This window comes from Polystyrenella longa, assembly GCF_007750395.1.
GTDB classification, from domain to species: domain Bacteria; phylum Planctomycetota; class Planctomycetia; order Planctomycetales; family Planctomycetaceae; genus Polystyrenella; species Polystyrenella longa.
The window spans coordinates 475,340-497,978 of record NZ_CP036281.1; the positions used below are offsets into that span (position 1 = coordinate 475,340).

Annotated in this window: 16 protein-coding genes; 9 read left to right on the forward strand and 7 right to left on the reverse strand. The window is 51.3% G+C overall.

Features of this window, described 5'->3' with window-relative positions:
- The 4 genes from Pla110_RS01725 to Pla110_RS01740 all read right to left on the reverse strand — a co-directional run bounded on the left by Pla110_RS01725 (position 1) and on the right by Pla110_RS01740 (position 3,646).
- Complete coding sequence (locus Pla110_RS01725; RefSeq protein WP_197440438.1) at positions 1-1,089, reverse strand: sialidase family protein; 1,089 nt, start codon at positions 1,087-1,089, stop codon at positions 1-3.
- Positions 1,090-1,257: 168 nt separating this feature from the next.
- The gene (locus tag Pla110_RS01730) at positions 1,258-2,589 is read right to left on the reverse strand and encodes a YdcF family protein (RefSeq protein WP_144992589.1); all 1,332 of its coding nucleotides are present in this window, start codon (positions 2,587-2,589) and stop codon (positions 1,258-1,260) included.
- A 38-nt stretch (positions 2,590-2,627) separates the two neighbouring features.
- Positions 2,628-3,020: an amidohydrolase gene (locus Pla110_RS01735; RefSeq protein ID WP_144992591.1), complete on the reverse strand. Its 393-nt coding sequence runs from the start codon at positions 3,018-3,020 to the stop codon at positions 2,628-2,630.
- Positions 3,021-3,118: 98 nt separating this feature from the next.
- Positions 3,119-3,646: an adenine phosphoribosyltransferase gene (locus Pla110_RS01740; protein WP_144992593.1), complete on the reverse strand. Its 528-nt coding sequence runs from the start codon at positions 3,644-3,646 to the stop codon at positions 3,119-3,121.
- Positions 3,647-3,994: 348 nt separating this feature from the next.
- Between Pla110_RS01740 and Pla110_RS01745 the strand changes: the two genes are divergently transcribed.
- From Pla110_RS01745 to Pla110_RS01780, 8 genes are all read left to right on the forward strand, one after another.
- On the forward strand, positions 3,995-5,824 hold the full coding sequence (locus Pla110_RS01745; RefSeq protein WP_197440439.1) for a hypothetical protein: 1,830 nt from the start codon (positions 3,995-3,997) through the stop codon (positions 5,822-5,824).
- A gap of 252 nt (positions 5,825-6,076) precedes the next feature.
- Positions 6,077-7,855 carry a hypothetical protein gene (locus Pla110_RS01750; protein WP_144992597.1) on the forward strand — a complete coding sequence of 593 codons (1,779 nt, stop codon included), beginning with the start codon at positions 6,077-6,079 and terminating at the stop codon, positions 7,853-7,855.
- A gap of 39 nt (positions 7,856-7,894) precedes the next feature.
- The gene (locus Pla110_RS01755; protein ID WP_144992599.1) at positions 7,895-8,911 is read left to right on the forward strand and encodes a disk-shape morphogenesis protein volactin; all 1,017 of its coding nucleotides are present in this window, start codon (positions 7,895-7,897) and stop codon (positions 8,909-8,911) included.
- Positions 8,912-9,176: 265 nt separating this feature from the next.
- Positions 9,177-9,821 carry a MarR family winged helix-turn-helix transcriptional regulator gene (locus Pla110_RS01760; protein ID WP_144992601.1) on the forward strand — a complete coding sequence of 215 codons (645 nt, stop codon included), beginning with the start codon at positions 9,177-9,179 and terminating at the stop codon, positions 9,819-9,821.
- Between the two features lie 223 nt (positions 9,822-10,044).
- Positions 10,045-13,038, forward strand: a complete 2,994-nt coding sequence (locus Pla110_RS01765) for a TolC family protein (protein ID WP_144992603.1) — start codon at positions 10,045-10,047, stop codon at positions 13,036-13,038.
- On the forward strand, positions 12,965-14,833 hold the full coding sequence (locus Pla110_RS01770) for an efflux RND transporter periplasmic adaptor subunit (protein ID WP_197440440.1): 1,869 nt from the start codon (positions 12,965-12,967) through the stop codon (positions 14,831-14,833). The genes Pla110_RS01765 and Pla110_RS01770 overlap by 74 nt, the downstream gene beginning before the upstream one ends.
- Before the next feature lie 95 nt (positions 14,834-14,928).
- Positions 14,929-15,627: an ABC transporter ATP-binding protein gene (locus tag Pla110_RS01775; RefSeq protein WP_144992607.1), complete on the forward strand. Its 699-nt coding sequence runs from the start codon at positions 14,929-14,931 to the stop codon at positions 15,625-15,627.
- A 50-nt stretch (positions 15,628-15,677) separates the two neighbouring features.
- A complete protein-coding gene (locus tag Pla110_RS01780; RefSeq protein WP_144992609.1) occupies positions 15,678-17,024 on the forward strand; it encodes an ABC transporter permease in 1,347 nt (448 codons plus the stop codon).
- Positions 17,025-17,063: 39 nt separating this feature from the next.
- Here Pla110_RS01780 and Pla110_RS01785 read toward each other — a convergent pair whose 3' ends face one another.
- The 3 genes from Pla110_RS01785 to polX all read right to left on the reverse strand — a co-directional run bounded on the left by Pla110_RS01785 (position 17,064) and on the right by polX (position 20,731).
- Positions 17,064-18,425 carry an aspartate aminotransferase family protein gene (locus Pla110_RS01785; protein WP_144992611.1) on the reverse strand — a complete coding sequence of 454 codons (1,362 nt, stop codon included), beginning with the start codon at positions 18,423-18,425 and terminating at the stop codon, positions 17,064-17,066.
- Positions 18,426-18,511: 86 nt separating this feature from the next.
- Complete coding sequence (locus Pla110_RS01790) at positions 18,512-18,856, reverse strand: histidine triad nucleotide-binding protein (RefSeq protein WP_144992613.1); 345 nt, start codon at positions 18,854-18,856, stop codon at positions 18,512-18,514.
- A gap of 165 nt (positions 18,857-19,021) precedes the next feature.
- Positions 19,022-20,731, reverse strand: coding sequence for a DNA polymerase/3'-5' exonuclease PolX (gene polX, locus Pla110_RS01795; RefSeq protein ID WP_144992615.1), 1,710 nt, complete (start codon positions 20,729-20,731; stop codon positions 19,022-19,024).
- Between the two features lie 393 nt (positions 20,732-21,124).
- Between polX and Pla110_RS01800 the strand changes: the two genes are divergently transcribed.
- On the forward strand, positions 21,125-22,639 hold the full coding sequence (locus Pla110_RS01800) for a hypothetical protein (protein WP_144992617.1): 1,515 nt from the start codon (positions 21,125-21,127) through the stop codon (positions 22,637-22,639).

The window sequence follows — 22,639 nt, forward strand, 5'->3', positions numbered from 1 at the left end:
TTAATACCAGGCGTTCTCTGGGTCCCAGATGGTGCAACCAATAAACCGAAAGGCTTGTCCTTCGGTGTGGTAATAGTAGATCGAAACCAGTTTGCCATCAGGTCGTTTTACTGTGCGAGGGTAACCGATGTCCCAACTGGCCGAGTCTCCCCGGAGGATCATTTCGCGTCCCCACGATTGGCCATTGTCCTCGGAAATTTTCGCCCGAATTCCGTAGGGGGCTCGGCGGAAACCGTAGACCATTGCCAAGCGGTTATCGTCGAGACGCGTGAGCGTTGCTGGATTTCCTGCGTTGTTTATCGTTTCATCTTTGAGCTCGTACCAGGACATTCCTTTGTCGGGCGAAAGGAAGGTTTCCAGCCACCACTGTTTTTTGCCGTCAATTCGACCGCCGCGTCGAATGATGCTGAGGTAACTGTTCTCGTTCAGGCTGACCGTTGCTGGCATGATGGCGTAGCCATAGTCTTGAGCCGGTTCTTCCATAATCCAGCCGACCAGTTTCCAGGTGAGGCCACCATCGTTAGTTCGCATACAGAGAGGTTGGCCTTCTTTCCCATTTTGTTTTGTTGCCGTTGTGAATGCCGTTACCTGCTTCGGACCCTCAATGATGTAGTCAGTACGCGAAAGTAGGTCGGGGCGACCAAAAGTAGGAAGCTGGTAAGGGCCCGCCCACGATTTTCCTTTGTCTTTCGAGTAATAGATTTTGTCACCCTTTAAGTTAAGGGCGACTTCCGGATTGCTGAAGTCGATTGCTTCGGTCAATTCATGCATCTTTTCCTGATCGTGCAACCAGTTCTTTTCTTCAACCGTCCAGGTTTCTCCACCATCCAGACTGCGAGCTTGCCGAGTGATGGAGGGCTCATCGCGGGACACATCGTGTCCCCCTGTGGGGTTTTTCAGATAAACACCGTCGGTAAACCCGACGAGAATTTCATCGCCCCAGGACCAGATACCGAAGTTCGCAGGCCAGCCTGCAAATCGGCCTTCCTGTTGGAAGACGACGACATTCTTGATGTCTCGATCTTGAGCGAAAAGGGAGGCGGAGGAGAACGAGAGCGCGCAACAAAGCGTCAGTAGTAATAATCGCATGAGGCTGCTTTCCAAGAGGAAGTTCAGTGAGATTGAATCAGCTGGGAACAGAATCCGTCGAGTTCCAGATAAGAAAACCAAGGCGCGAAATCCGAGTGGTCGCCTCATCTTTTATAAACCACCGCGGAGGGACTCGCAAATCGCTGAACGAAATTCTACCCGGAGGAGCTACTGAATCATGGTCGCTGGCAGGATCGGTTCCACGAAATACCACCAATAGGCGGCGACTTCTCTTCCCAACGAGAGAGTTCGGTCCTCAAGTAGAGTCGAGTCGTTAGCAGGTACTGTGTACCATTCCATTCCGGCGCGATCGGCCACCATTTGAATACGAGGCAAATGATAGAAATTGCTGACGGCCAATACGCTTGGTGAGGCAGCTCCGGGAGCAGCCATTCCCTGTTGTTGAGTGAGAAATTGTTTCACATTGAAAATGGTGTCGCCTGTGTCCCAACCTTGTTCATCAATGACCAACGCCGATTCTGGCAGGCCCGCTTCCAAGGCGAGTTGCCGCATGACGGCAGTCTCGTGAAACTCACCTTCGCCCGGACCTCCTGAAAGTAGCAATGTCGGAGCCAAACCTTCCTGATAAAGTTCAATCCCGGTCAGCATGCGGTTACGAAGCGAAGAGGAAGGTGTTCCATCTTCCAGTGCACGACAACCGAACACGGCAATGTAGTCCGCCGGACGGCGGTGGTCTGTGTGGCCATAGCAGAACATTTGAGCGAGCGGAAAGCTGATCAGGCAAATCGCAACCGTGAAAATTCCAAGGAAGAAATCACGAGATTTATTCACCTTGTGCTGATGACGTTTCCATAGCCCGGCAAACACAACGGCCAGCATCGCAAGCAGGTGAAGCGAGAACGCAACTGGGAATGAGGAATGGAACTGCTCTAGTTTCAAACCGAGATAATACTGATACGCCGTGAAACCTAAGAAGCCTGCCCAACAGAGCAGGACCAGGCTGGCGAGTATGCGGATTCCACGGGGGAGATCGGGTTTGAAAGCAAACGCGAGCAGGCTCACACCGCAGACGGCTAGCAGGCCATTCGCCATCTGTGGTGGAAGCGGTTGCATATGAATCCACCAGCGAGTGGAGTCCGTCATTCCCGAGAGGACTTCTCCCAGTAGATTGAGCAGTAGAAAAGCTCCCAGGAACAGGGCGACTCCTCGGGAGATCGCAATCCAGGCGGGGGCAGGTCCGAACGACGGGAGCGGGTCACCCAAATAAGGTTGGACCGGTCGCCGGTGTTGTCGCGCACTTTGTCCCGGTTGATTGGAGCGACCACCTGGGGACGTACTGCTGGAAGTTCGAGAACGCGAAGCTCGTGGTTTTGCAGTCTGTGGCCGAACGGCTGTCTGCGTGGCATTATCGGTTTGGTCATAACTGCCTGAGTGCGATGCGATCGAACGGGACGGTCGTGAAGATCCCGATGAAGACGTGTTTGAGGCAGGTCTGGCAGAACGAGGGGATTGCGAGCGCGAAGTACGTGGGGAATCCATTCCTGAAGCTCCTGAGGGAAATGAGGGTTAATCGTACATCATAAGGGACCCGTTTCCGAATTGGCCAGACTTTTCTGTCCAATTTGAAGCAGCTCTTCCAAATCCGCCAGACAGACTTCGATGGAAGCGACTGCTTGATGGAAGTTGGTATGCGTGGAGGCGTTAAAGGCATCATCCCGAAATTCTGCCACTGCTTTTCGAAAACGACTGAGCTTCTTCTTCAGCATCTGGAAGTAATCTTTAGGGTTCTCGATCCGTGATTCGAGGGCCAGACTGAGGTCGAAGACGCCGCGTACGATGACCATCAACTCCGGAAAGTCCTCCACTTCTTCACCATGTTTAATGAATGTACGGACCATCCAGGCGTGAGTCAGCACCTGCTGGCAACGCTCTACTACTTGGGGTGGTGTAAGCTGGGGGGAGTACCACATCGGTTTGTTTCAGTTCCTGTTCTGATTTAGGTTCTGGGTAGATTCGTCATGACGCGGATCGAAATGGGGCATCGAACATCTCTTTGCCGTTGAACGTGCTACGGATATTCAATCAAAGTGAATACATCTTTGCCCCGCAGGTTTCGGCGACCGTTCAATCCGCAAAGTTCAATAACGAAGGCGCAACCGACGACCGTTGCTTCGGCCTTTTCCGTCATTTGGATGCAAGCCCCCATGGTTCCTCCCGTTGCCAGCAGGTCATCGAGTAACAAAACACGATCGCCCGGTTCCAATGCGTCCGTATGCATTTCCAGCGTGTCGGTGCCGTATTCCAACTCGTAGTGAAAGGAGTGAGTATCGAAAGGGAGCTTCCCTGGTTTGCGAACCGGGATGAATCTCGCTTTCAGTGCCAGGGCCAACGGGGCGGCAAAAATGAATCCGCGTGCTTCCGCACTGACGATGGCGGTGACGCCTTGGTCCTTATACTCTTCTGCAAGAAGATCGATGGCTTGTTGAAATGCCTCCGGACTGGCGAGCATGGGGGTGATATCTCGAAAGAGGATGCCCGGTTTGGGAAAGTCAGGAATATTTCTGATGTAATTCTGCAGGTCGAGATCGGTCGTCATGAAGGAGTTGCCTGGTGGAAGGGAGCGATGGAGATTTGCGGTCGAGTTGATTATCGGGAATCGACCGTCAAATGTCACGTCGCCTGTTACCAGAAATTCGGACGAGCCTGCGGGTTCGGGTTGTAATAACCACAACGCCCAGATTGAGTGGGAGAGCGAGAAACTCCTGTTCTGCGAAGAGTCGCTGATTTCTTCCAATTTGTTCCTGCGTTTTCCCATCACCTCCATTATGATGATATTCTATGTCTGGCCTGTTTCTGAGCCCTCCTTATTCACACCGGGCGCGGCCAACTTCATCAAATCTACCGATCTCTTCCGATTCCGGATTTATCCTTCAGTGGGTCAGATATGAACTTTATACATTCAATCCATTACCGATCGAGCCTCTTGTACAGTGGTCTACTGTTGGGATTGCTCACCTGTTCTTCGACGCTAATTGCAGGCCCCTCGACGCAGGACCCTACTCAGCTCTATGAAGTCCGTGACGAAGAAATGAGCCAGTATTACTGGGAGCGATCCAGGGACGCGATCGATATTATTCTGATGGTCACGAAGAAAATCGAAGACGCACGAGCGATTGGTGATATCTCCGTGGTGTCCCCCCGCGAGGTGAGTGAAGCGTATGTGATGGTGGAGGAGCTTACCTTCTGCGCAGGAAAGCTGGGACAATTCGGAGAACCCTGTGCTCGTCATTTTCTTTTGGTTTCAAGTGATGCCAAAGGAACTCTCCTGAGGTTCATTCGAGATTATCTTGAGATTCCTAATGTGAAGGATCAGCTTTACAGCGAGCAGACGCAAAGCCGGCTGAAGAAAGTTGTGAAAGAGCAGGCTAGTAAAGTTAAGAAATTACAGGCCATGATTAAACGCCAGGAGTGGAGAGATCTGGATGAGACCATCCACGGAATCTATCTCGAAGTGTGGCGTTACTTATGCTGGTATCCGGACGAAAAAGTGGAAGATCCTGTTCTCAAACAAATATTCGAATTGAGACCTGAGTACAATGAAGAAATTAACGAGTGGTTCCGGCAGGAAGCGGACGAGATCCTCACCCAATTGAGCGAACAGCATACTCCGGCTTTTCCGAGTGTTCTTCAAAGTATGAATGACTCTCTGGTAAACATTGAACAAAATGGTCGAGTTGTCTGGGATAACAGCGAAGTCACTGGCCCAGAATGGGTCGAACTGTTTACAGAACGGATCAAGCAGGCTCAAGTGGAGGCTCTCAAGTACGTGGGTATTCAGGTTTCTCACCTCTCTTCGAATCCCCAGATAAAAACGTCATTGGAAATAATGATGAAGAGCCAACGGCAGTTTATGGCGACTGCCATTGAAGGAATTGCTCAGGCGATTCAGAAAGACGCCGTTCGAGTTTCCGGAATCGAAGCCGAAACATTGTACCGCGAGTACCTTGGGGCGCTAACGGGGCTCCTCGCTCTGATTGAAGACCAGGAACTGGTGGCTCCTATTGAACCTGCAATGCAGGAACTGGCAGCCAAATCGGAATCCTTTACCAAAGATGTTGCTACCTATAGTGATGTGACTGGAGACCTGTTGAGATGGAGGGAGCGAAAGGCGACGGCTCAAGTCGCACGAGCGCGAACCTTGGAAACTCAAGAGGAATATATTTCTCTGTCCGAACTTTTCAAGTCTGAAAAAATCGGAAAACAAGAGCGGACTCGTGGGGAGGATATCGATGTCGAACTGCGTACCTGGATCGATGAATTACGGTTCATTGATGAAGAATTCATTAGCAAGCCAGTTTATGTTGACGACCTGGTGCTTTCCGAACAGCGTCAACGTCTTTTATCACCCGTGCGCGAGCACTACTGTGCCACTGTGGAAATGCCCAAAGCCGCATCCACGGAACTTTCTTATCTGATGACGGATCTCCAGGCTAATGCCTCTGACTCATTTCCACTGAGCATTAAAGCCCAACTGGCGATCTACAGGGCCTTGCATTACGATTTTTACCAGGTTGGAGGAGAACTGACTGAAGTAGAATTCGAGTCGAGAATTACCCAGTTTGCCAGAAGTAGTCCCAGCGACCTTGCTCGGGAACGGCTCTTTCAATTCGAAGAAAGAATTAACCCAGAAAGCTTCCGGGTACGTAACGCGACGATCGGGCACATCAAACCGCATTGGGTGCGTCACCAATACTTCTTTTCCCATTCTAACTAAGCTTCCTTGTTTATGCCGTCTTGCTGTTTTGACATCGGAATGAATTCGATTTGGTTATCAAACCAAGTTTGATTGATCTTTTTGGTACGAATATGCCGAATAGTCGTATTGTGTGGCTCTGTCTGCGTGCCGGAGTCTCACAGGTGCATGAAGAATGGACTTTTCGCACTTTACTATTTCTCCTGATTTTTCTGTTTTAGCAAAATCAAGAGATTCGACCCCGAATTGATCGCGATGAATGGATTCCTCGTCATGATTCTGAGACGACTGTTACTCGCTTTTTTGGTAATGGCAACTCCCTGCAGCTGGATTATTGCTCAGGAGCAAGCCACTTCCGGTCCGCAATTTGTCCCTCTGGAACAAACTTCGACTCCGATTACCAAAGCGAAAAGCCCGTCCTTTGCCTACTACTCCGTCAGCGGATCTGTTCAGAAGCCTGGCGTTTACGAGTTCGAGCACTCGCCAGTCACTGTCCAGGATTTAATTAATAAAGCGGGTGAAGCAGGGCTTGCCAACGCGGCGATTGTACGCCCATTAACGCGGGATCAAATCGAACCACAGATGCAGCGCCCATCGGCTCAGAGTCCACCATTGCCTTTGCTTCAGTCATCACACATTGTTGAATCACCGGACGAAATCGTCCATCCGGGTGATTTGGTCGTCTTTCAGTCCATCCGCCCTGCAATTCAACAAACAGTTCATCAACCTGCCGCACCTGCTGCGAATGGCAAAGTCAAATTGATCCTCGCCAACTTGATCGGCCGTCCGGTTCATGCCGAAGTCGATGCCAGTCAGGCAAACGTTCTCAGCCTGGCTCAGCACTTGGGGATCCCACAGGAAAATGTTGAAAAGAATGCGATTATAGTACTCCGTTCCCGTCAAAATCCGGAAGGAACTGCCGCCGGTCACATGGTCGCAACGGAGCCATTGCCCTCGGGAACCATTCTGCTGTTCGATCCGACTTTGGTTCATCTGGAACAGTTGAATTCGGAATCGATTGAACAACTGACACAGACTCATAAACCAATTCGGGTTGCAACCAATCCCCATGAAGAAAGTCGTACCGACGTACCGCAAAGCAACCTGATGACAGAATACCAGGACGAATCTGCGTATCCCAACAGTCTTGCAGAATCGGCTTCGACAATTGCACCGCCGATGATGAACGCTCCCAACTTCGTTGACCAGCCGACTCCTGCCCCGGAAGAAGAAATGTTTTCCGCACCGATGGTCACTGCACAGGTCGAAGCTCCGGTAGAAATGCTGGCTGCTCCTCCCGAAGGAGCAGGTATGTACGACGGTGAAGGTTCCAATCTGGTTGACGTGGAAGCCATGCTGGCCCGCAATGGGAACAGCCTTCCTGCCTTTGATGACACCCCTGCTGCACCCGTTAATTCTCTGTTAGCAGAGAATGACCTGGAACTGGCAGAGGCTTCGGCTCCCAAGGCTCGTAGTCAGGCATCGCTCTGGGTGATCTCGGTGCTGGTCATCCTGATTGCTTCTGTACTTGGGTTCTACTTGTACAACACGCGATCAACAGCTCCGGTCAAAACGGCCAAAACCAAACAGAAGCTCGCTCCTCAGCGGCAACCTGTTAAACGACCTAATATGCTCGACAATATTCACGACCCTAAAGTGGCTCAGTACCGGCAGAAGGTCGAACAGAAAAAGAAAATGTTCGCTGCTTCAACACGACGCGAAGAAGAGTTGCAGATTGATGCCTTGATCAACGATTTCCTGCCTGTTCAGGAAGAAGAAATGGTGATCTCCCGGACATTCAATCTACCCGGTATCGGACAATCGTTCCGAATCGACCCGGCCTCCACAGAATTACAGGGGCCTCACTTCCGTCAGGCAGCTAAGGTCAACCGGAAGTCGACCGAGAAAGTTACAGCTAACGTAGGTACAGAACAATCGCGTCCGGTCGCTGATCGTCCCGATTCTTCTCGACCTGCCAGCGGACGGCCTGCTAACCAGGCATATCATACCATCCACAAAGGTGGTGACAGTCATTTCGGATCCGGTAAATAATCCCCCCCTTACACTACTGGACATGGAGCTTGGATCAAGATGAGTATTTCTCTCGATGTGGGAACTGATACCCTGAAGTCGCTGCGACGGCAGGGGAATCAATTGATCGCCAAAAAATGTCGTGGATTGTTCGCCGTCATGGATGGCAGCGAAACGCGTCGCGAATTATTGAACAACTTGAAGATTCCCTATTCGACTGCAGAAGAGCAGATCGTATTAATGGGCGATGCGGCTTCTCACTACGGAGAGATGTTTCAGACATCCTCACTCTCTCTGTTTACCGAAGCCAAGAGTCGCTCTGACGAAGCGGTTCTTTCCGCCGAGGTGTTGCAGGCATTGATTCAATCGATCCTGGACAAACCACGGTATGCTCAGGAAACCTGTGCCGTCGTATTGCCTGCGACGAATGTGAACCGGAAATTAATCACTGCCGCCATTCGTGATTTAGGATACCAACCGTTGATCATCAGCTCCGGCATGGCGATCATTCTGGCGGAGATGGTAAAAACATCCTTTAACGGAATCGGACTCAGCCTGGGCGCCGGTTCCTGCACAATGAGCCTCGCTCATCATGGCGAAGAGGTTGCCCGGTATACATTGCCCCTGGGAGCGAACTGGGTTGATGAACAACTTGCTGAAGCGAACGAAGACATCGGTTTCGATTCGCGTGGGCATCGTTACCTGAAAACGGAACGCGTTCGTAACTGGAAAGAATCACACACCGGTGCTTTCGTTAACCCGAGCACAGAAGGTGAGTTGATTCTGAAAGAAGTTTATACACAAATGCTCAAAGAGTTATTCACCCAGGCAGGTGAAAACTTCAGCCTGATTCCTCGCGTGTTGAATTCTCCTCAGCCAATGACGATGGCTGTTTCCGGTGGACCATCCCGGCTGCCAGGTATTAGAGAAATGATTGAGCGAACATTGCTGACCACACCGTTTCCCATTGAAATCAATCGCGTTCGCGTTGTTTCGGAATCACTGTATGTTGTCTCTCGTGGCGCCTTGATTCATGCCGAACTCGAACAGGAATCGTCGCTTCGCAAAGCAGGTTAATTCTCGTTAAGCGATACATTTTAAATCAACAAAAACTCCAGGCTGTATGTTTCATATAGCCTGGAGTTTTTTATGCGCGATACAAAGGCACGCGTAGAACATAGGTGTGAAAGGACTTCTTCAAAACGAAATTCAATCATGAGATTTGCTTAAGGCGCAGACGATTGAGGGCCGAATATAAAGTTAAGGAGTAACGATTTTAACGCTTTTGAGGGCGGCCTTCGCTCCAGAAGTAATACCTGAAGTTTTGCGAGAGTAAGGTTCTATGACCGATTTTCGTTTTGCAGCCGACGATTCGATTCCTTCTGTAACACCGATCAATCCACCGGTGAAAGTACAGTTACACCAGCCAACCTCTCATGAGGCCGTATTGGAACACATTGTGTCCCACGAACCGGTGACTCGTCCGGAGGATCCCCGAGATGAATCGGCAGCTCGGCTTGTCGATAATCTGCTGGAGATAAGCCAGAAACTGCGTGGTTTGTTACAGCAGCATTACAATGAATTTGATCTCAATGAAGTGCGTTATACAGTGCTTCAGTTTATCAACCAGACAAAAGAGGCTGGGTGTTCCCAGGCGGAGCTGGCTGACAAACTTCAGCAATCAGAATCTTCGGTCAGTACTTTGATCGAACGCATGAAGAACAGCGACTTGATTTATCCACTGCGTTCCAAGCAGGATCGCCGTAAACGGATTCTGGTCTTAACAGATCATGGTCGTGAATTGCTCAAACGGATCGAAGACTGCCACGCGATGCGTATGCGTGTTCTGTTGGAGAAACTTCAACTGAGCTATGGACATGAATTGGTCGCTGCCGTCCAGGAAATGAATGAAAAACTGGAAGGTGTTTCCGGAGCCTGGTTCAAACAGATTACCAGTGACCGCAATGAATCTTCCCAGGCAGCTTAAGTTGCCCGGCAATGTTCACGCTTCCGCTTAGATCAATTCTAGATCCACCCATGAAGTTTAAGCGGGCAATCTCTACGGTCGCCTTCACCGGCCGAACTGGTTTCAGCACTGTTCGCAGCGTCAAATCACTCTCCAATGGTTGACCAATCAGGTCGCGATTGTTGAGGCGGTAATCGCTGCATTGGTCAGTGTACCTCAGGAACTTTTCATCACCGGGATCGGCATGTTCAATCTTCAGAATTATCAGGTACTGCGGCCAGACGGGAAGGCATTCATACACTTTCCTGAAAAATCCGTGTTGTATGGCCTGCTGGTCATCTGCCTGATCAGTTTATGCAATACGGGGTGCTCTCGTTCCTTCTGGCGAAAGCAGGCCGATGAAGAATCGTATCGATTGCTGGTCAACAAGATGACAGACTACCGTTGGACGCTTCCACGGATTGACGTCACCCCCAGCCCTTACAGCCGTCTGTACGAACCTTACGATCCCGACAAACCGCCGCTGCCTCCGGACGATCCTGCGGCACACCGTTATATGGAGCACATGAGCTATGACGGCAAAATTCACGGATACGAAGGCTGGCATAAATTCGGACAGTCGTTCACAGTGGAGAATCCGCAGTGGCTCGATCAGTTTGGAATCACGCCGGATCAGCTAAGTCCGTCGGATGAGGAACCGGGCGAAGCACCTCCCGTGCTTGCGAACATGACATTAACCGATGCGCTTGAACTGGCTACGATCAACTCACGCGAATATCAAACAGAAATCGAGAACCTTTACCTTGCCGCGCTCGACCTTACATTCGAACGGTTTCAATTTAATATTCGGTTTCTTGGATTCGGCGGCGAACCCAGTACCGACCTCGAATATGAATCCATACCAGATGGACAGAATAGCCTGAGATCCACCTCACGATTTGGTATATCCCAACTGATGCCCAGCGGGGCGCAGTGGGTGGTCGAACTGGCGAATAACACGCTGTGGCTCTTCTCCGGTGAGAACTCCACGAACACCTCTTCGATACTCTCTTACTCACTCGTGCAGCCTCTGTTACGTGGAGCAGGCCGGAAGGTCGTTCTGGAGAACTTGACGTTGCAGGAGCGGATCGTGTTGTATCGCACACGCGACCTCGCCCGGTTCCGAAAAACTTTCTTTACCGATATCGTTTCAAGTTATCTTGATTTGATGCAAACGGTACAGACCATCGCGAACCTGGAGAACAACATCGAGCTTCTCGAAGATCAGTTGGATCGATTAAGGGCTGCCTCAGAACTCCGTGAATATAATCGATTCACCACGCGCTTGAAGGAACTTGAACCGGGGATTGTATATCCTCCTGAAGTTGCTGATCAGATTGAGTATGACGAGCGTCAGCTCATCCTGATCTGGAATGGCGAAATGACTTCAGAGCAGATGAAGATTCTTAGAGAGACCTCTGATAACCCACTCTTCGCAGCGGCTGTTTCCGATCTGATTCAACAACAGACGGCCGAGCAGACTTCGCTCGAATTAATTCAGCTGGAGTCCCGGTTCGTCAATTCTCAGAACTCACTCCGGCAGGCCAGACAGAATTACCAGACAGCACTGGACCAGTTCAAGCTGTTGCTCGGTTTACCGACGGACTTTGGCATCACACTGGATAAATCCTTAATCATTCCGTTCCAACTGATCGACGAAGCACTTTCAGGCACCACCGAGGAACTGAAGGACTCGATCGCGATGATTCCGGAACCGGAGGGAAGTCCGTCGATCGACGATTACCTCGAAGTCGCGGATCGATTCGAGCAAGTCTTTCTTGAATTGCAGCGTCAAACGATCGACCTTGTTGAGATTGACGCAGATAAGGTGAAGACCCTAGTTGAAACTCGCCGCGCCGAAGCGAATAATTCTACAAACTCCGTTACGAATCTCCCCCGCTTGGAACAGGACGTTGAACGCGACTTGAGACTGTTGGAAGATGAAAAAAGTTCGTTTGATCTTGAAAAGGAACGACTCAAAGAGCTGAAGGTTCAGTTGGTTGAATATCGCGAACAGGATTCAGTGACACCAGAACTTCTAGAACTGATTTACGAACAACTGGGAGAGATCCGTCAACAACTGATTCGAATTTCGCAGTCACTCCAGGTATTACAGATTGGTTTGCGGGTCGAATTGATTTCGCTGGAGCCGTTCGACATTTCCATGAATAATGCCGTTGCGTATGCCTTAGCGAACCGACTTGACCTGATGAATGCCAAGGCGCGAGTGATGGATGCCCGTCGGCAGATGGAAGTCGCGGCGAACAATCTGGAAGCAGTTTTGAATGTAAGGGCCGAGGGGGACATTAGGACACCTGTCGGTACTCGGCCATTCGACTTCCGCGGTTCCCTCAGTAGTTTCCGGATTGGGCTTGGATTTACGGCACCTTTGGATCAGATTAATGAACGTAACAATTACCGAGCATCACTCATCAATTATCAACAAGCTCAGCGAGACTACATGTCGCTGGAAGATCGTGTCAAACAACAAGTTAGACAAAGCCAACGAAACCTGATGGTGCTGCAGCAGAACTTTGAAACAGCCCGACAGTCAGTGCGGATTAACGCTCGTCAGTACGATATTACAGTAGAACTGGCGAATTCGCGGAACCCTTCGCCGAATCAGGGGTTAAATATCCTGAACGCCCTCGACAGTGTGTTGGGTGCGCAGAACCAGTTGATCGGAATCTTCATCAATTACGAAACGAATCGCCTTAACATTTACCGTGACATGGGTATGATGGAAATAGACGAACGAGGTGTCTGGGAAGATCCCTTCTATCAGGGTAATTCGACCAGACTTGGTTCTTCTCCCCCGAATCTACTTCAGGGGCCTCCACTCCCACCACCAATGGTTCAACAAAACTCGGAAACGACTTCGGTAAAAGAATCCTCCGCTGACGTAAAACTGGTTTCTGATTTGGACATACCCCAACCTGCCTCCTCGCAGTTAAAGAACACATCGCTTCCTACAGCGAATGTCAAAACTGCGGAAAATAATGAAACGACTCCAAACGCGACAACTCAAGTCAGGCCCTTTGAATCTAACCCATTCCTGGATCCTTCCCCTTCCGAATCCACTCCTGCGGCACATGAGTTGAGTGAGAATACACATGATCAAAATAATGAGCTACACAGTGATCGTCCTTCTGATTCTGGGGGGCAGCGTCTGGACCTACAGCGGCTGGAACGAGAGTAGCCAATCTCTGGATGGCGAGCTCATCACTCAGCAGGTGAGTCGCGGACCGTTCCGGATTACCATCGCCGAACGGGGAACACTCGAGTCGCAGTCGAACGTCCAACTGGCTAGCAACGTTGAAGGGACAACCACCATTCTGGACATCGTTCCAGAAGGAACCGAAGTTGAAGTGGGTCAAGTAGTGTGTGTTTTAGATTCCTCCAGTATTGCCGACAAAGAGCAACAGCAGCAGATCACCTTGACCGATGCCCGGTCTAAACTGCATCAGGCTGAGGAAGCTGTTGAGATCCAGGAGACACAGAACGAGAGTGATATATCAAAGGCACTTCTCAACTACGAACTGGCCGAACTCGACCTCGACAAATACGAAAACGGAGACTACGTCCAGGAGCTGAACGAGTTGCAAAGCAATATTACGTTGGCCGAAGAAAATCTGTTGCAGTCCGAAGAGGACTATCAGTTCGCGAAGCGGATGTCGCGCAAAGGTTATAAAACGTTAAACGAAGTCGAAACCGCTCGCATTGCCGTCAGCGATACTCAGCTGAAACTGGACATCGCTAAAAGTAAGCTGAACGTTCTGAAGACATATACTTATGAGCGGACGATCAAAGAGCTCAAAGAGAACGCCAAAGAGACAGAACGCGAACGCGTGCGTGTTGAACGTGCCGGCAAATCAGCGTTAAGCCAGGCAACGGCCGAACTGGAAGCTCGACAGCTGACATTAAAGGTCGAAGAGGACAAACTGAGAAAGTATCAGGAGCAGATCGAGGCCTGTATCATCAAAGCGCCGCAGGCAGGTAAGGTCATCTACAACAACTCAAGCAGTCGCCGCAACGAGAGCGAATCAATTGAAGAAGGAACTTCAGTCCGTGAGCGACAGGTCATTATCAAACTTCCCGATTTGACTAAAATGAAGGTCGAAGCCCGAATTCATGAGTCGCGCATCCGAATGCTGCGAGCCGGGCTCCCTGCGGAAATTCGTGTCGATGCGTTGCCGGGCCAACTCTTCAAAGGGAAAGTCAGCACCGTTTCCTCCGTTCCACTCTCTTCCAGCTGGATGTCGCCCAACCTCAAAGAGTACGCCGCTGAAGTCGAAATCAGTGGAACGGATGAGCAGATTCGTTTGCTCCGACCGGGGATGACGGCAGAGATCGAGATTATCGTCGCCCAGGAAAATGATGTCCTGCAGATCCCAGTCCAGGCCGCTGTCTCTATCGGTCGTGACTATTACGTCTACACAATCGTGGATGGCAAACCTGAACGACGAGAGATTTCCCCGGGAGAGACGAACGGAAAAGCGATCGAGGTTCTGGACGGCATCGCGGATAACATGACAGTGGTGCTTAATCCGAGAACTGCCTTTGCAAAAGAGATCAGCGATTTTCAGGAACTGAAAGCTCGGGAACGACGGGCTGAAGAACCAGAGGCTGTCGACGAAGTCATTGAAGTCATCGACAATAATTCGACCGCAAGTAATACCGGGGGTAAAGGAGAAGGAAAACGCCGCGGCGAAGGTCGCCAGAAGAACGGGGGCGGCAAAGGAGAGTCTAAGGGCGAAAGCGAATCGGATACTGCTTCCGCAAATACAGGATCAGGTCGCCCTGGCGGAGGAGATACAAACGCATTCTTCAGCCAGATGGATAAAGATAGTGACGGGAAGATTTCTAAAGAAGAAGCTCCGGGGCGCATGGCCGATAAGTTCACTGAAATCGATGCCAACAGCGATGGATTCATTGATCAATCCGAGCTAAAAAGTGCCTTCGCAAAAATGACTTCGGGTGCCGGTGCCGAGTAAATATAATTCCCGTATTAATCCCGATCTTTACTGATATGATTGCCTAACTAACCTGCTGCTATTCCTTTCCAGTATTCCCACCGACAAAGCCCTCCATGCAGTACGCAGCCGAACTCATCAATATTGAAAAGCATTACGACCTGGGGTCGGTGCTGGTGAAAGCGCTGAGGGGTGTATCGATGACGTTTCCGCGTGGGGATTACGTCGCCATCATGGGATCGTCCGGTAGTGGGAAAAGTACACTGCTGAACCTGCTGGGCGGGCTCGACCGTCCGACACATGGAGAATATTATCTTGGTGGTACCGATGTAGCGAAGCTATCGGATGATGATCTTTCCTTCAAACGAAACCAGATGATTGGATTTATCTTTCAATCGTACAATCTGATTCCGCAATATACCGTGCTGGAAAATATTGCGATGCCGCTGGCGTATCGGCCTGGTTATCCAGCCATCAACGCTAAGGATACCGCCCATTGCGAGGAATTGGCCGGTCGTGTCGGATTGAGTGATCGACTGGGACATCGCCCCTATCAACTTTCCGGGGGGCAACAACAGCGCGTCGCCATCGCGCGAGCCCTGGTGAATGAACCGGAAATCATCCTTGCCGATGAACCGACAGGAAACCTCGACTCGGCAACGGAAGCGGAGATCATGGCACTACTGGGTGAGCTTAACAAAGAAGGTAAGACAATCATTATGGTCACCCATGAAGATGCCGTCGCCCGGGAAGCCAAACGACAAATCTTTATGAAGGACGGTCTTGTAGCCGGAGAAGGAGTCTTTCCGGGTTGAGCTGAGAATCCGCGATAGCCGATTCGATATCTTATCCCGTTGATTAAATCATGATTGCTAATAACACAATCCGCACAGTTCGATCGGCATTAAAAAGCCTGATGCTGCACAAGTTGCGCTCCGGCTTAACGATGCTGGGGATCGTGTTTGGGGTGTTTTCCGTAATTGCCATGCTGGCCATCGGCGAAGGAGCCAGTCTTCAGGCCCAAAAACAGGTGTTGGAGCTGGGAGCGACGAATATCATCATCATCTCGGTGAAACCCCCTGCCGAAACGCAGCAATCGAATTCAAGTAGCCGCGTACTTCAATACGGTCTCCTCCGATCTGACTACGATCTCTTGATCAAAACCATTCCTACTGTCGTCAGCGCGGTTCCCATCCGGGAAAGTCAGCAGCATGTACGGTATCTCGACAAAGAAATGAATTCCCGTCTTGTCGGTTGCACGGAAGAGTACATTGGCATGAACCACCTGGAAGTTGAACGGGGGCGGTTCATTTCCGAACAGGACCAGGTCAACATGCTGAATGTGGCGGTCATCGCCCGAGAAGTCGCCGACACGCTTTTCCCACTTTCGGACCCCATCGGAAAATCAATCCGGGTCGACGATAACTACTTCAAAGTGGTCGGCATTACCAAAGATCGAACCGCCTCGGCCGCCATCGGTGGATCGCTTTCCGGTCAAGACTACAACAAAGATATCTACATTCCCCTGCGAACATTCTTCGTTCGTTTGGGAGACTTGATCGTCGCGCGACAAACAGGTTCCTTCTCTGCAGAACAGGTAGAGCTGAACCAGATCACGCTCAAGGTCGATGATCCCGAGCAAGTCATCGCGACTTCGGAAGTGGTGCGGGAAACTCTGGAGAAAACCCACGCTCGCAAAAAAGACTACGCCGTCGTTGTTCCTCTGGAACTCCTGGAACAGGCGCGGCAAATCCGGTTGCTCTTCAATGCGGTGCTGGGTTCCATCGCGGCCATCAGTCTGGTTGTAGGGGGGATCGGTATTATGAACATCATGCTGGCGACCGTCACGGAGCGAACTCGAGAAATTGGGGTTCGTCGTGCGCTGGGTGCTCGGCAACGAGACATTACCGAGCAGTTCCTGACCGAGACTATCGTGCTCTCGGGAACGGGTGGTGTGATCGGTGTGTTACTCGGCCTTTCGACTCCGCTGGCCTTTAGTGTCATCCGATCGGTGTTGAAACAGTTCCTGCTCGAAGGGGCCGACTCATCCTCGGAAGCGGGGCGTATTTTCTTTGAGATGGAACCGCAGATTGCCGTCTGGTCTTTGCCACTGGCGTTTGGGATTTCAGTCGGCATCGGAATCATCTTCGGACTTTATCCTGCCCGCTCCGCTGCCCGTCTCGACCCGATCGAAGCCCTGCGGCATGAGTAAGAGTGCACGAACCTCTGGCAGGCTATCCCTCTCTCTCCGTTAGACGAACCCATGTTCTTTTAACAGGTCGAGCCCTTTGCTAAAGCTTTCGATCGTCTGGTCGACATCTTTGTCTGAGTGCGCCGAGGAAGTCATGGCCCCCCATCCCATGAAGTCGAGCCCGTTCACCAGCATTGCTTTCCGGAAGGCGTGTGATAATTCCTTTTCGATTGGGCGATCTACCTGTTGGAAATCGTTTTCGTAGGGCAGGAAGTCTTCACTCTCCGGGCGAGGGCCTTCGTAGTTCGGAATAATCTTGAACATCGCGTAGTCACCATAGGCGGCCCAGTTGATGTTCTTTTCGGCGAACAGATTGTTGAATTCTCTTCGCAGCACTTTCGCCACTTCGCTCGCCCGCTTGCACGGTTTGCCCGTGGCAACCTGTTCAAGCATTGCGCAACCGGCGGCCGCCGAAAGAGGGTTAGCGTTGAATGTACCGTGATGTTTCATTTTCTTGCCGTAGCGGTTCGTGAAGGAAAGGGCTTCCATTAAATCCGCCCGTCCTGCGACACAGCCTCCCGGCAACCCACCAGCCAGAATCTTGGCGAGCGTCGTCAGGTCCGCTTTGATGTCATACAACCCCTGCACGCCACCCGGATGAACGCGGAAACCGCTGATAACTTCATCCATCACCAGCAGCACTCCTTTCTCTTCTGTCAGCTTACGAAGCCCAAGCAGAAATTCTTTCCGAAGAGGAACGACACCCCAGCGACCGCCGGTGGCTTCACAGATTACGCAGGCCGGATCGTGTTCGTCGATCAGCTTGCTCAGCGCCTCCAAGTCGTTTGGTGGTGATATAATCAGGTCCGACATCACCCCTTGAGTTATTCCGGGTTGCGAATAATCACCGTTATCGTGAGGAGGTTCGGCAGCAGGGATTAAGGAATCATGCCAGCCATGAAAATGGCCGGCGAACTTGATGACGTTTTGTTTTCCTGTGACAAGTCGGGCAATCCGCAATGCCATCATGGTTGACTCTGTTCCACTGCTGGTAAAGCGGACCATTTCGGAAGAGGGAACCAGTTTGTTGATCCACTCGGCCCATTCGAGTTCGAGCTCATGGCAGGCGCCCCAGTGCGTTCCTACTTCAACCTGACCTTGCACGGCAGCGACCAGCGTGGGATGAGAATGCCCGAGGAGCAGGGCACCATGCCCCATCCAGTAGTCGATCAGATCATGATTGTCGACGTCGGTCTTGTGAGCCGCTTTGGCGCTCTTGATATAAACCGGAAATGGCGCCAGATAACGGCTGTCGTGGGTGACCCCGCTGGGAAAGAGCTTACACGCTTTTTCATAACGCTTCACTGAAGTCGGAAACCGTTCAGCATACAGAGCATCTAAAGCAGAACCGTTAGCGGGCATATCGTATCTCTTTGGAAAAAAGGAATCCGTTGTTTTATCTGGCCGATATTTTGTCAAGTTGAATCAACTGGTGATATTCTGTGAAGTTAACCGGGTGGCCACGTCAGATTTCGACCGCCCATCAGGTGGACATGCAAATGAAAAACGGTCTGGCCCGCACCTTCGCCGCAGTTGATAATGGTGCGATAACCGTCGGTCAGGTTTTCCTGTTTAGCAATCTTTTGAGCGACCAGAAACAGGTGCCCCATCACTTGTTCGTCTTCGGCGGAAAGGTGGTCTATGGACGCGATCTCTTTGCGAGGGATAATCAGGATGTGGGTTGGTGCCTGCGGATTCACATCGCGAAACGCCAAAGACTGATCGTCCTCGTAAACGATGTCCGCAGGGATTTCACCGTCGATGATTTTCTTGAAGATCGTTTTTTCAGCCATCAGAAATCTCCTTCGTAGAACGCATCCTGAAATCCGGTTGTGGTAGCCATCCGTATTGGAGAACAGAAACCGACTTGATTCATTTGCGGGATTCATTACCGCATGTCGTCATGCGGAACTGCTTCCGCCAGTTCTAGCAGAAGCAACATCCCAACTCAATTGCCGTTACTTCATCAGTTTCTTCATTTGAGCCCAGCTACGGGTATTGGCGACGTCCGCCTTGGTTAAACCGGCCCGGCGAGCTTGATAGACACCGTACTGCCGGACATTGTACCCTTCCGGCGAGTGAGCGTCGGTATTGATCACGATCGGAATCCCCAAGTCTTTCGCTGCTGCAGCATGGACTTCGCTTAAATCGAGCCGACTGAAATGAGCGTTGATTTCCAGAAGCGTTCCATGGTCGGCGCAAGCCTTCAGAAATTCGTCCATGTCGATGTCGGCCCCGGGGCGTTTTAAAATCAAACGGCCTGTCGGGTGTCCGATCATATGGACGTAGGGATTCGTGATGGCCGTCATTAACCGCTTCATAATCTTTGCGCGAGGTTGCTTCAAACCATAGTGCAAAACGGCGATGACCCAGTCTCCTTGTTTCAGGACTTCATCTTCCAGGTCAAGTGTTCCATCTTCGAGAATGTCGCATTCGATTCCCTTGAGGATCTCGATCCCTTTAGTTTCTTCATTGACCCGGTCGATCTCTTCCCAATGTTTCAACAATCGCTTGCCATCGAGGCCGTTCGCCATCATCACTCGTTTACTGTGGTCAGTAATGGCAATGTATTTCAGGCCCTGCTGCTTCGCGGCTTCGGCCATTCCCGCAATGGAGGCCTTACCGTCTGAAGCGGTGGTATGCATATGGAGGTCCCCTTTGATGTCCTCCAGTTCGAGTAGCTCGGGGATCTTGTCTGCTTCCGCGAGATCAAACTCGATTCGACTTTCGCGTAGCTCCGGCGGAACCCAGGCAAGGTCAAGCTTCTGATAAACTTCTTCTTCGGTTTTACCTGCGACTAGTTTCTCTTCTTTGAACAAACCGTATTCGTTGAGCTTTAAGTCCCGTTCTTGAGCCCGACGGCGCAGGACGATGTTGTGTTCTTTCGAGCCGGTGAAATAAACGAGTGCGGCACCATAAGATTCTTCGGGGACGACTCGCAGGTCGAGTTCGATGCCGTTCTTCAGGCGGACACGCTGTTTGGTATCTCCCCGGGCGATTACCTTGTCGACCAATGCGTGTGCGGCCAGGGCATCCATCGCCTCTGCCGAGTCCGACGCGGTCACCAGTACATCCAGGTCGCCGACAGTCTCTTTGCGACGTCGACAACTTCCTGCGACTTCCGCCTGTTTAACTGATTCAAGTTTCAGCAGATCGTTGCGGATTTCGTCGGCATAACCTTTCGCTTCGGCGAGATAAAATCGCCTGTTGGTCAAGTCGAGTGTATCGATGCCCTCGATGATCGTTTCCTCCGTCTTCTTGCCGAACCCTTTAAGCTTCGCCAGCTCTCCTTTTTCTGCTGCTTCTTTCAGTTGCTCCAGCGATTCGATTTTCAGGTCGCGATAAAACGTACCGACTTTTTTCGGACCAATGCCGGGAATTCGCAGCATCTCCACAACCCCGGCGGGAATCTTCTTTTGCATCTCCAACAGTTGAGGTAAGGAGCCTGTCTGAATAATCGTGATGATCTTCTCGGCCAGGTCCTTTCCAATGCCATCCAGTTCGGTCAGGTTGTCTTCGTCTTCGACCATCCGTGTCAGGTCGGCATTGGTGGAGTCGAGCGTCCGGGCCCCGTTGCGATAAGCCCGTACACGAAAGGAGTTGGCGCCATCAATCTCCAGAAGATCGGCGAGGGCGTTGAAGAAGGCAGCAATTTCCGAGTTACGCATGAATATCAGTCTCTTTAAGCAGATCAAATACTGTTCCGAAAAGAACAGGGGCGGTGGCAGCCAATCATCTTTCCGGCAACCCCTGTCTGTCAACTGAGGCCAAGCAAAAGTACAAGACTGCACAAATGATTGGACCGCCGTCCGGAAGTTTGTCGCTTCGCAGTAGTGGTAAGGAGGCACTGATATCGGTTAGATTAGATTATACTCAATAATACCGTCGCCTATTCTGGCAATCGTCTTATTTGAATCCAAATTGAACGCCTCCGGAATTCGCTGAAGGTAAGTCGCTGCATTTCATGGTGATATGTCTGGAAACTCACTTCTTTGTCCAGTCTTGCCTAAAACATATCTTGTCTTTCTCTCATCTCGTTTCTGTCGAAGAGTTTCACGATCATGTCTCTTGATTCGTCCGCGGAAAATCCGACTTCGCCACCGTACACATTGTCCGCAGTCCCTTTGCTGTTGGTTACCCTGCTGCTTTGCAGTCTGGCTGGTGCGATGGCGTGGGGCATTCGGGGGCAGTACGGCCACGAGACAGGAGCAATGATCTTCGGCCCGCTCGTCGGTTTCAGTATAGTGATGCTCTACCTGCCTCAGGCGAATACGTTGAAAGGTGTCCGGGTGGTGGCGCTGTTATCGATGGCCATCGGCATTGGCGGTTCCATGTCCTATGGGGAGACCGTGGGGCTAACTCATGATACCGCGGTCCACCAGACTCTTGTCATTGATGAGGCGGGTGAAGAGACCTACGTTAAGGAATGGAACAACGAAGCTTACTGGTGGGGTATGCTGGGGTTGGGGATCAAGGGAGGGCTCTGGCTCGGATTCGCAGGACTCTTTCTGGGAGTCGGACTCGGCAGAAAAACATATTCGCCGATGGAGCTACTAGGCCTGATACTCGTGGGAGTTCTGCTGTTGATCGTCGGGATCTGGTTATTTAATACCCCCTTCGAACCAGAAAATAGAATTCTTCCGCGCATCTACTTTTCCGATCACTGGCGCTGGGAGCCGGCGGAATTTGTCAATCCACGTCCAGAGAATTGGGGAGGCGTGTTGTTACCCTTTCTGGCGGCAATGGCTTATCTGCAATTCATCAAACGAGACCGGCTTCCGGTATTGCTCGGGTTTTGGGGCCTTGTTGGTGGTCTGGGATTCCCAATTGGACAATCGCTCCAGGCGGCAATGGCCTTCGATGTCGCCTCTTTTCGGGAATACTTTCCCATCCTGTACGGGATCAATAACTGGAACATGATGGAATGCACATTTGGGTTCGTCGCGGGGGGCGTATTAGGTTTCGGGGTCTGGTTACATCGGGGACGCATCGCACAGACGGAACCCGAGGACAATGTGGTCCTCTCCCTCAGTTGGGAAGTTTGCCTGCTGGTTGCTTATCTCTATCTGATGCTGGTCGCCTGGTTTCTGGAAGACACGCAGTTCGGCCAGTTCTACGAATACGGTTTGGTGATGGCCATTCTGCCGCTGGTCGGGGTGATGGGCGGGCGCTTCTGGCCCTATCTCTACGCCTTCCCCATCGTTGCCATGCCGATTGCCGTAAAAACATTCCGGGCGGTTGCCATAGCTCATAACGATCAACCCCCACGCGTTCCAACCGACATGGGGTGGTTGCTGATTGTGACCTTCCCGTTATTACTGCTGACCATCTTCGCCCTATCCTGGGCCAAGCCAGAGAACGACCGGGTTCGCGCTAGCTACTTCGGCGCGTGTGGTCTCCTCGCCTCGAGCGCCTGCTACTTCATCCTGAACGCCACCTTCCTTGGGAATCCGCTTTCCTGGTTGGAAGGCTGGCGCCTGCAGACCCTCTCCGGGATGATCTACATCATCGCCTGGGTTGTGCTCTCCCTCGCTGCACTATTCGTCGTGCTGAAACCGAATGGAAAACAGTTGTAG

Coding starts and splice junctions, on each gene's coding strand:
- Pla110_RS01755 (WP_144992599.1), top strand. CDS start 7,895: ATGAGTATTTCTCTCGATGTGGGAACTGATACCCTGAAGTCGCTGCGA.
- Pla110_RS01730 (WP_144992589.1), bottom strand. CDS start 2,589: ATGGATTCCCCACGTACTTCGCGCTCGCAATCCCCTCGTTCTGCCAGA.
- Pla110_RS01765 (WP_144992603.1), top strand. CDS start 10,045: ATGTTCAATCTTCAGAATTATCAGGTACTGCGGCCAGACGGGAAGGCA.
- Pla110_RS01785 (WP_144992611.1), bottom strand. CDS start 18,425: ATGCCCGCTAACGGTTCTGCTTTAGATGCTCTGTATGCTGAACGGTTT.
- Pla110_RS01740 (WP_144992593.1), bottom strand. CDS start 3,646: ATGACGACCGATCTCGACCTGCAGAATTACATCAGAAATATTCCTGAC.
- Pla110_RS01735 (WP_144992591.1), bottom strand. CDS start 3,020: ATGTGGTACTCCCCCCAGCTTACACCACCCCAAGTAGTAGAGCGTTGC.
- Pla110_RS01750 (WP_144992597.1), top strand. CDS start 6,077: ATGATTCTGAGACGACTGTTACTCGCTTTTTTGGTAATGGCAACTCCC.
- Pla110_RS01760 (WP_144992601.1), top strand. CDS start 9,177: ATGACCGATTTTCGTTTTGCAGCCGACGATTCGATTCCTTCTGTAACA.
- Pla110_RS01780 (WP_144992609.1), top strand. CDS start 15,678: ATGATTGCTAATAACACAATCCGCACAGTTCGATCGGCATTAAAAAGC.
- Pla110_RS01790 (WP_144992613.1), bottom strand. CDS start 18,856: ATGGCTGAAAAAACGATCTTCAAGAAAATCATCGACGGTGAAATCCCT.
- Pla110_RS01800 (WP_144992617.1), top strand. CDS start 21,125: ATGTCTCTTGATTCGTCCGCGGAAAATCCGACTTCGCCACCGTACACA.
- Pla110_RS01725 (WP_197440438.1), bottom strand. CDS start 1,089: ATGCGATTATTACTACTGACGCTTTGTTGCGCGCTCTCGTTCTCCTCC.
- polX (WP_144992615.1), bottom strand. CDS start 20,731: ATGCGTAACTCGGAAATTGCTGCCTTCTTCAACGCCCTCGCCGATCTT.
- Pla110_RS01775 (WP_144992607.1), top strand. CDS start 14,929: ATGCAGTACGCAGCCGAACTCATCAATATTGAAAAGCATTACGACCTG.
- Pla110_RS01770 (WP_197440440.1), top strand. CDS start 12,965: ATGAGCTACACAGTGATCGTCCTTCTGATTCTGGGGGGCAGCGTCTGG.
- Pla110_RS01745 (WP_197440439.1), top strand. CDS start 3,995: ATGAACTTTATACATTCAATCCATTACCGATCGAGCCTCTTGTACAGT.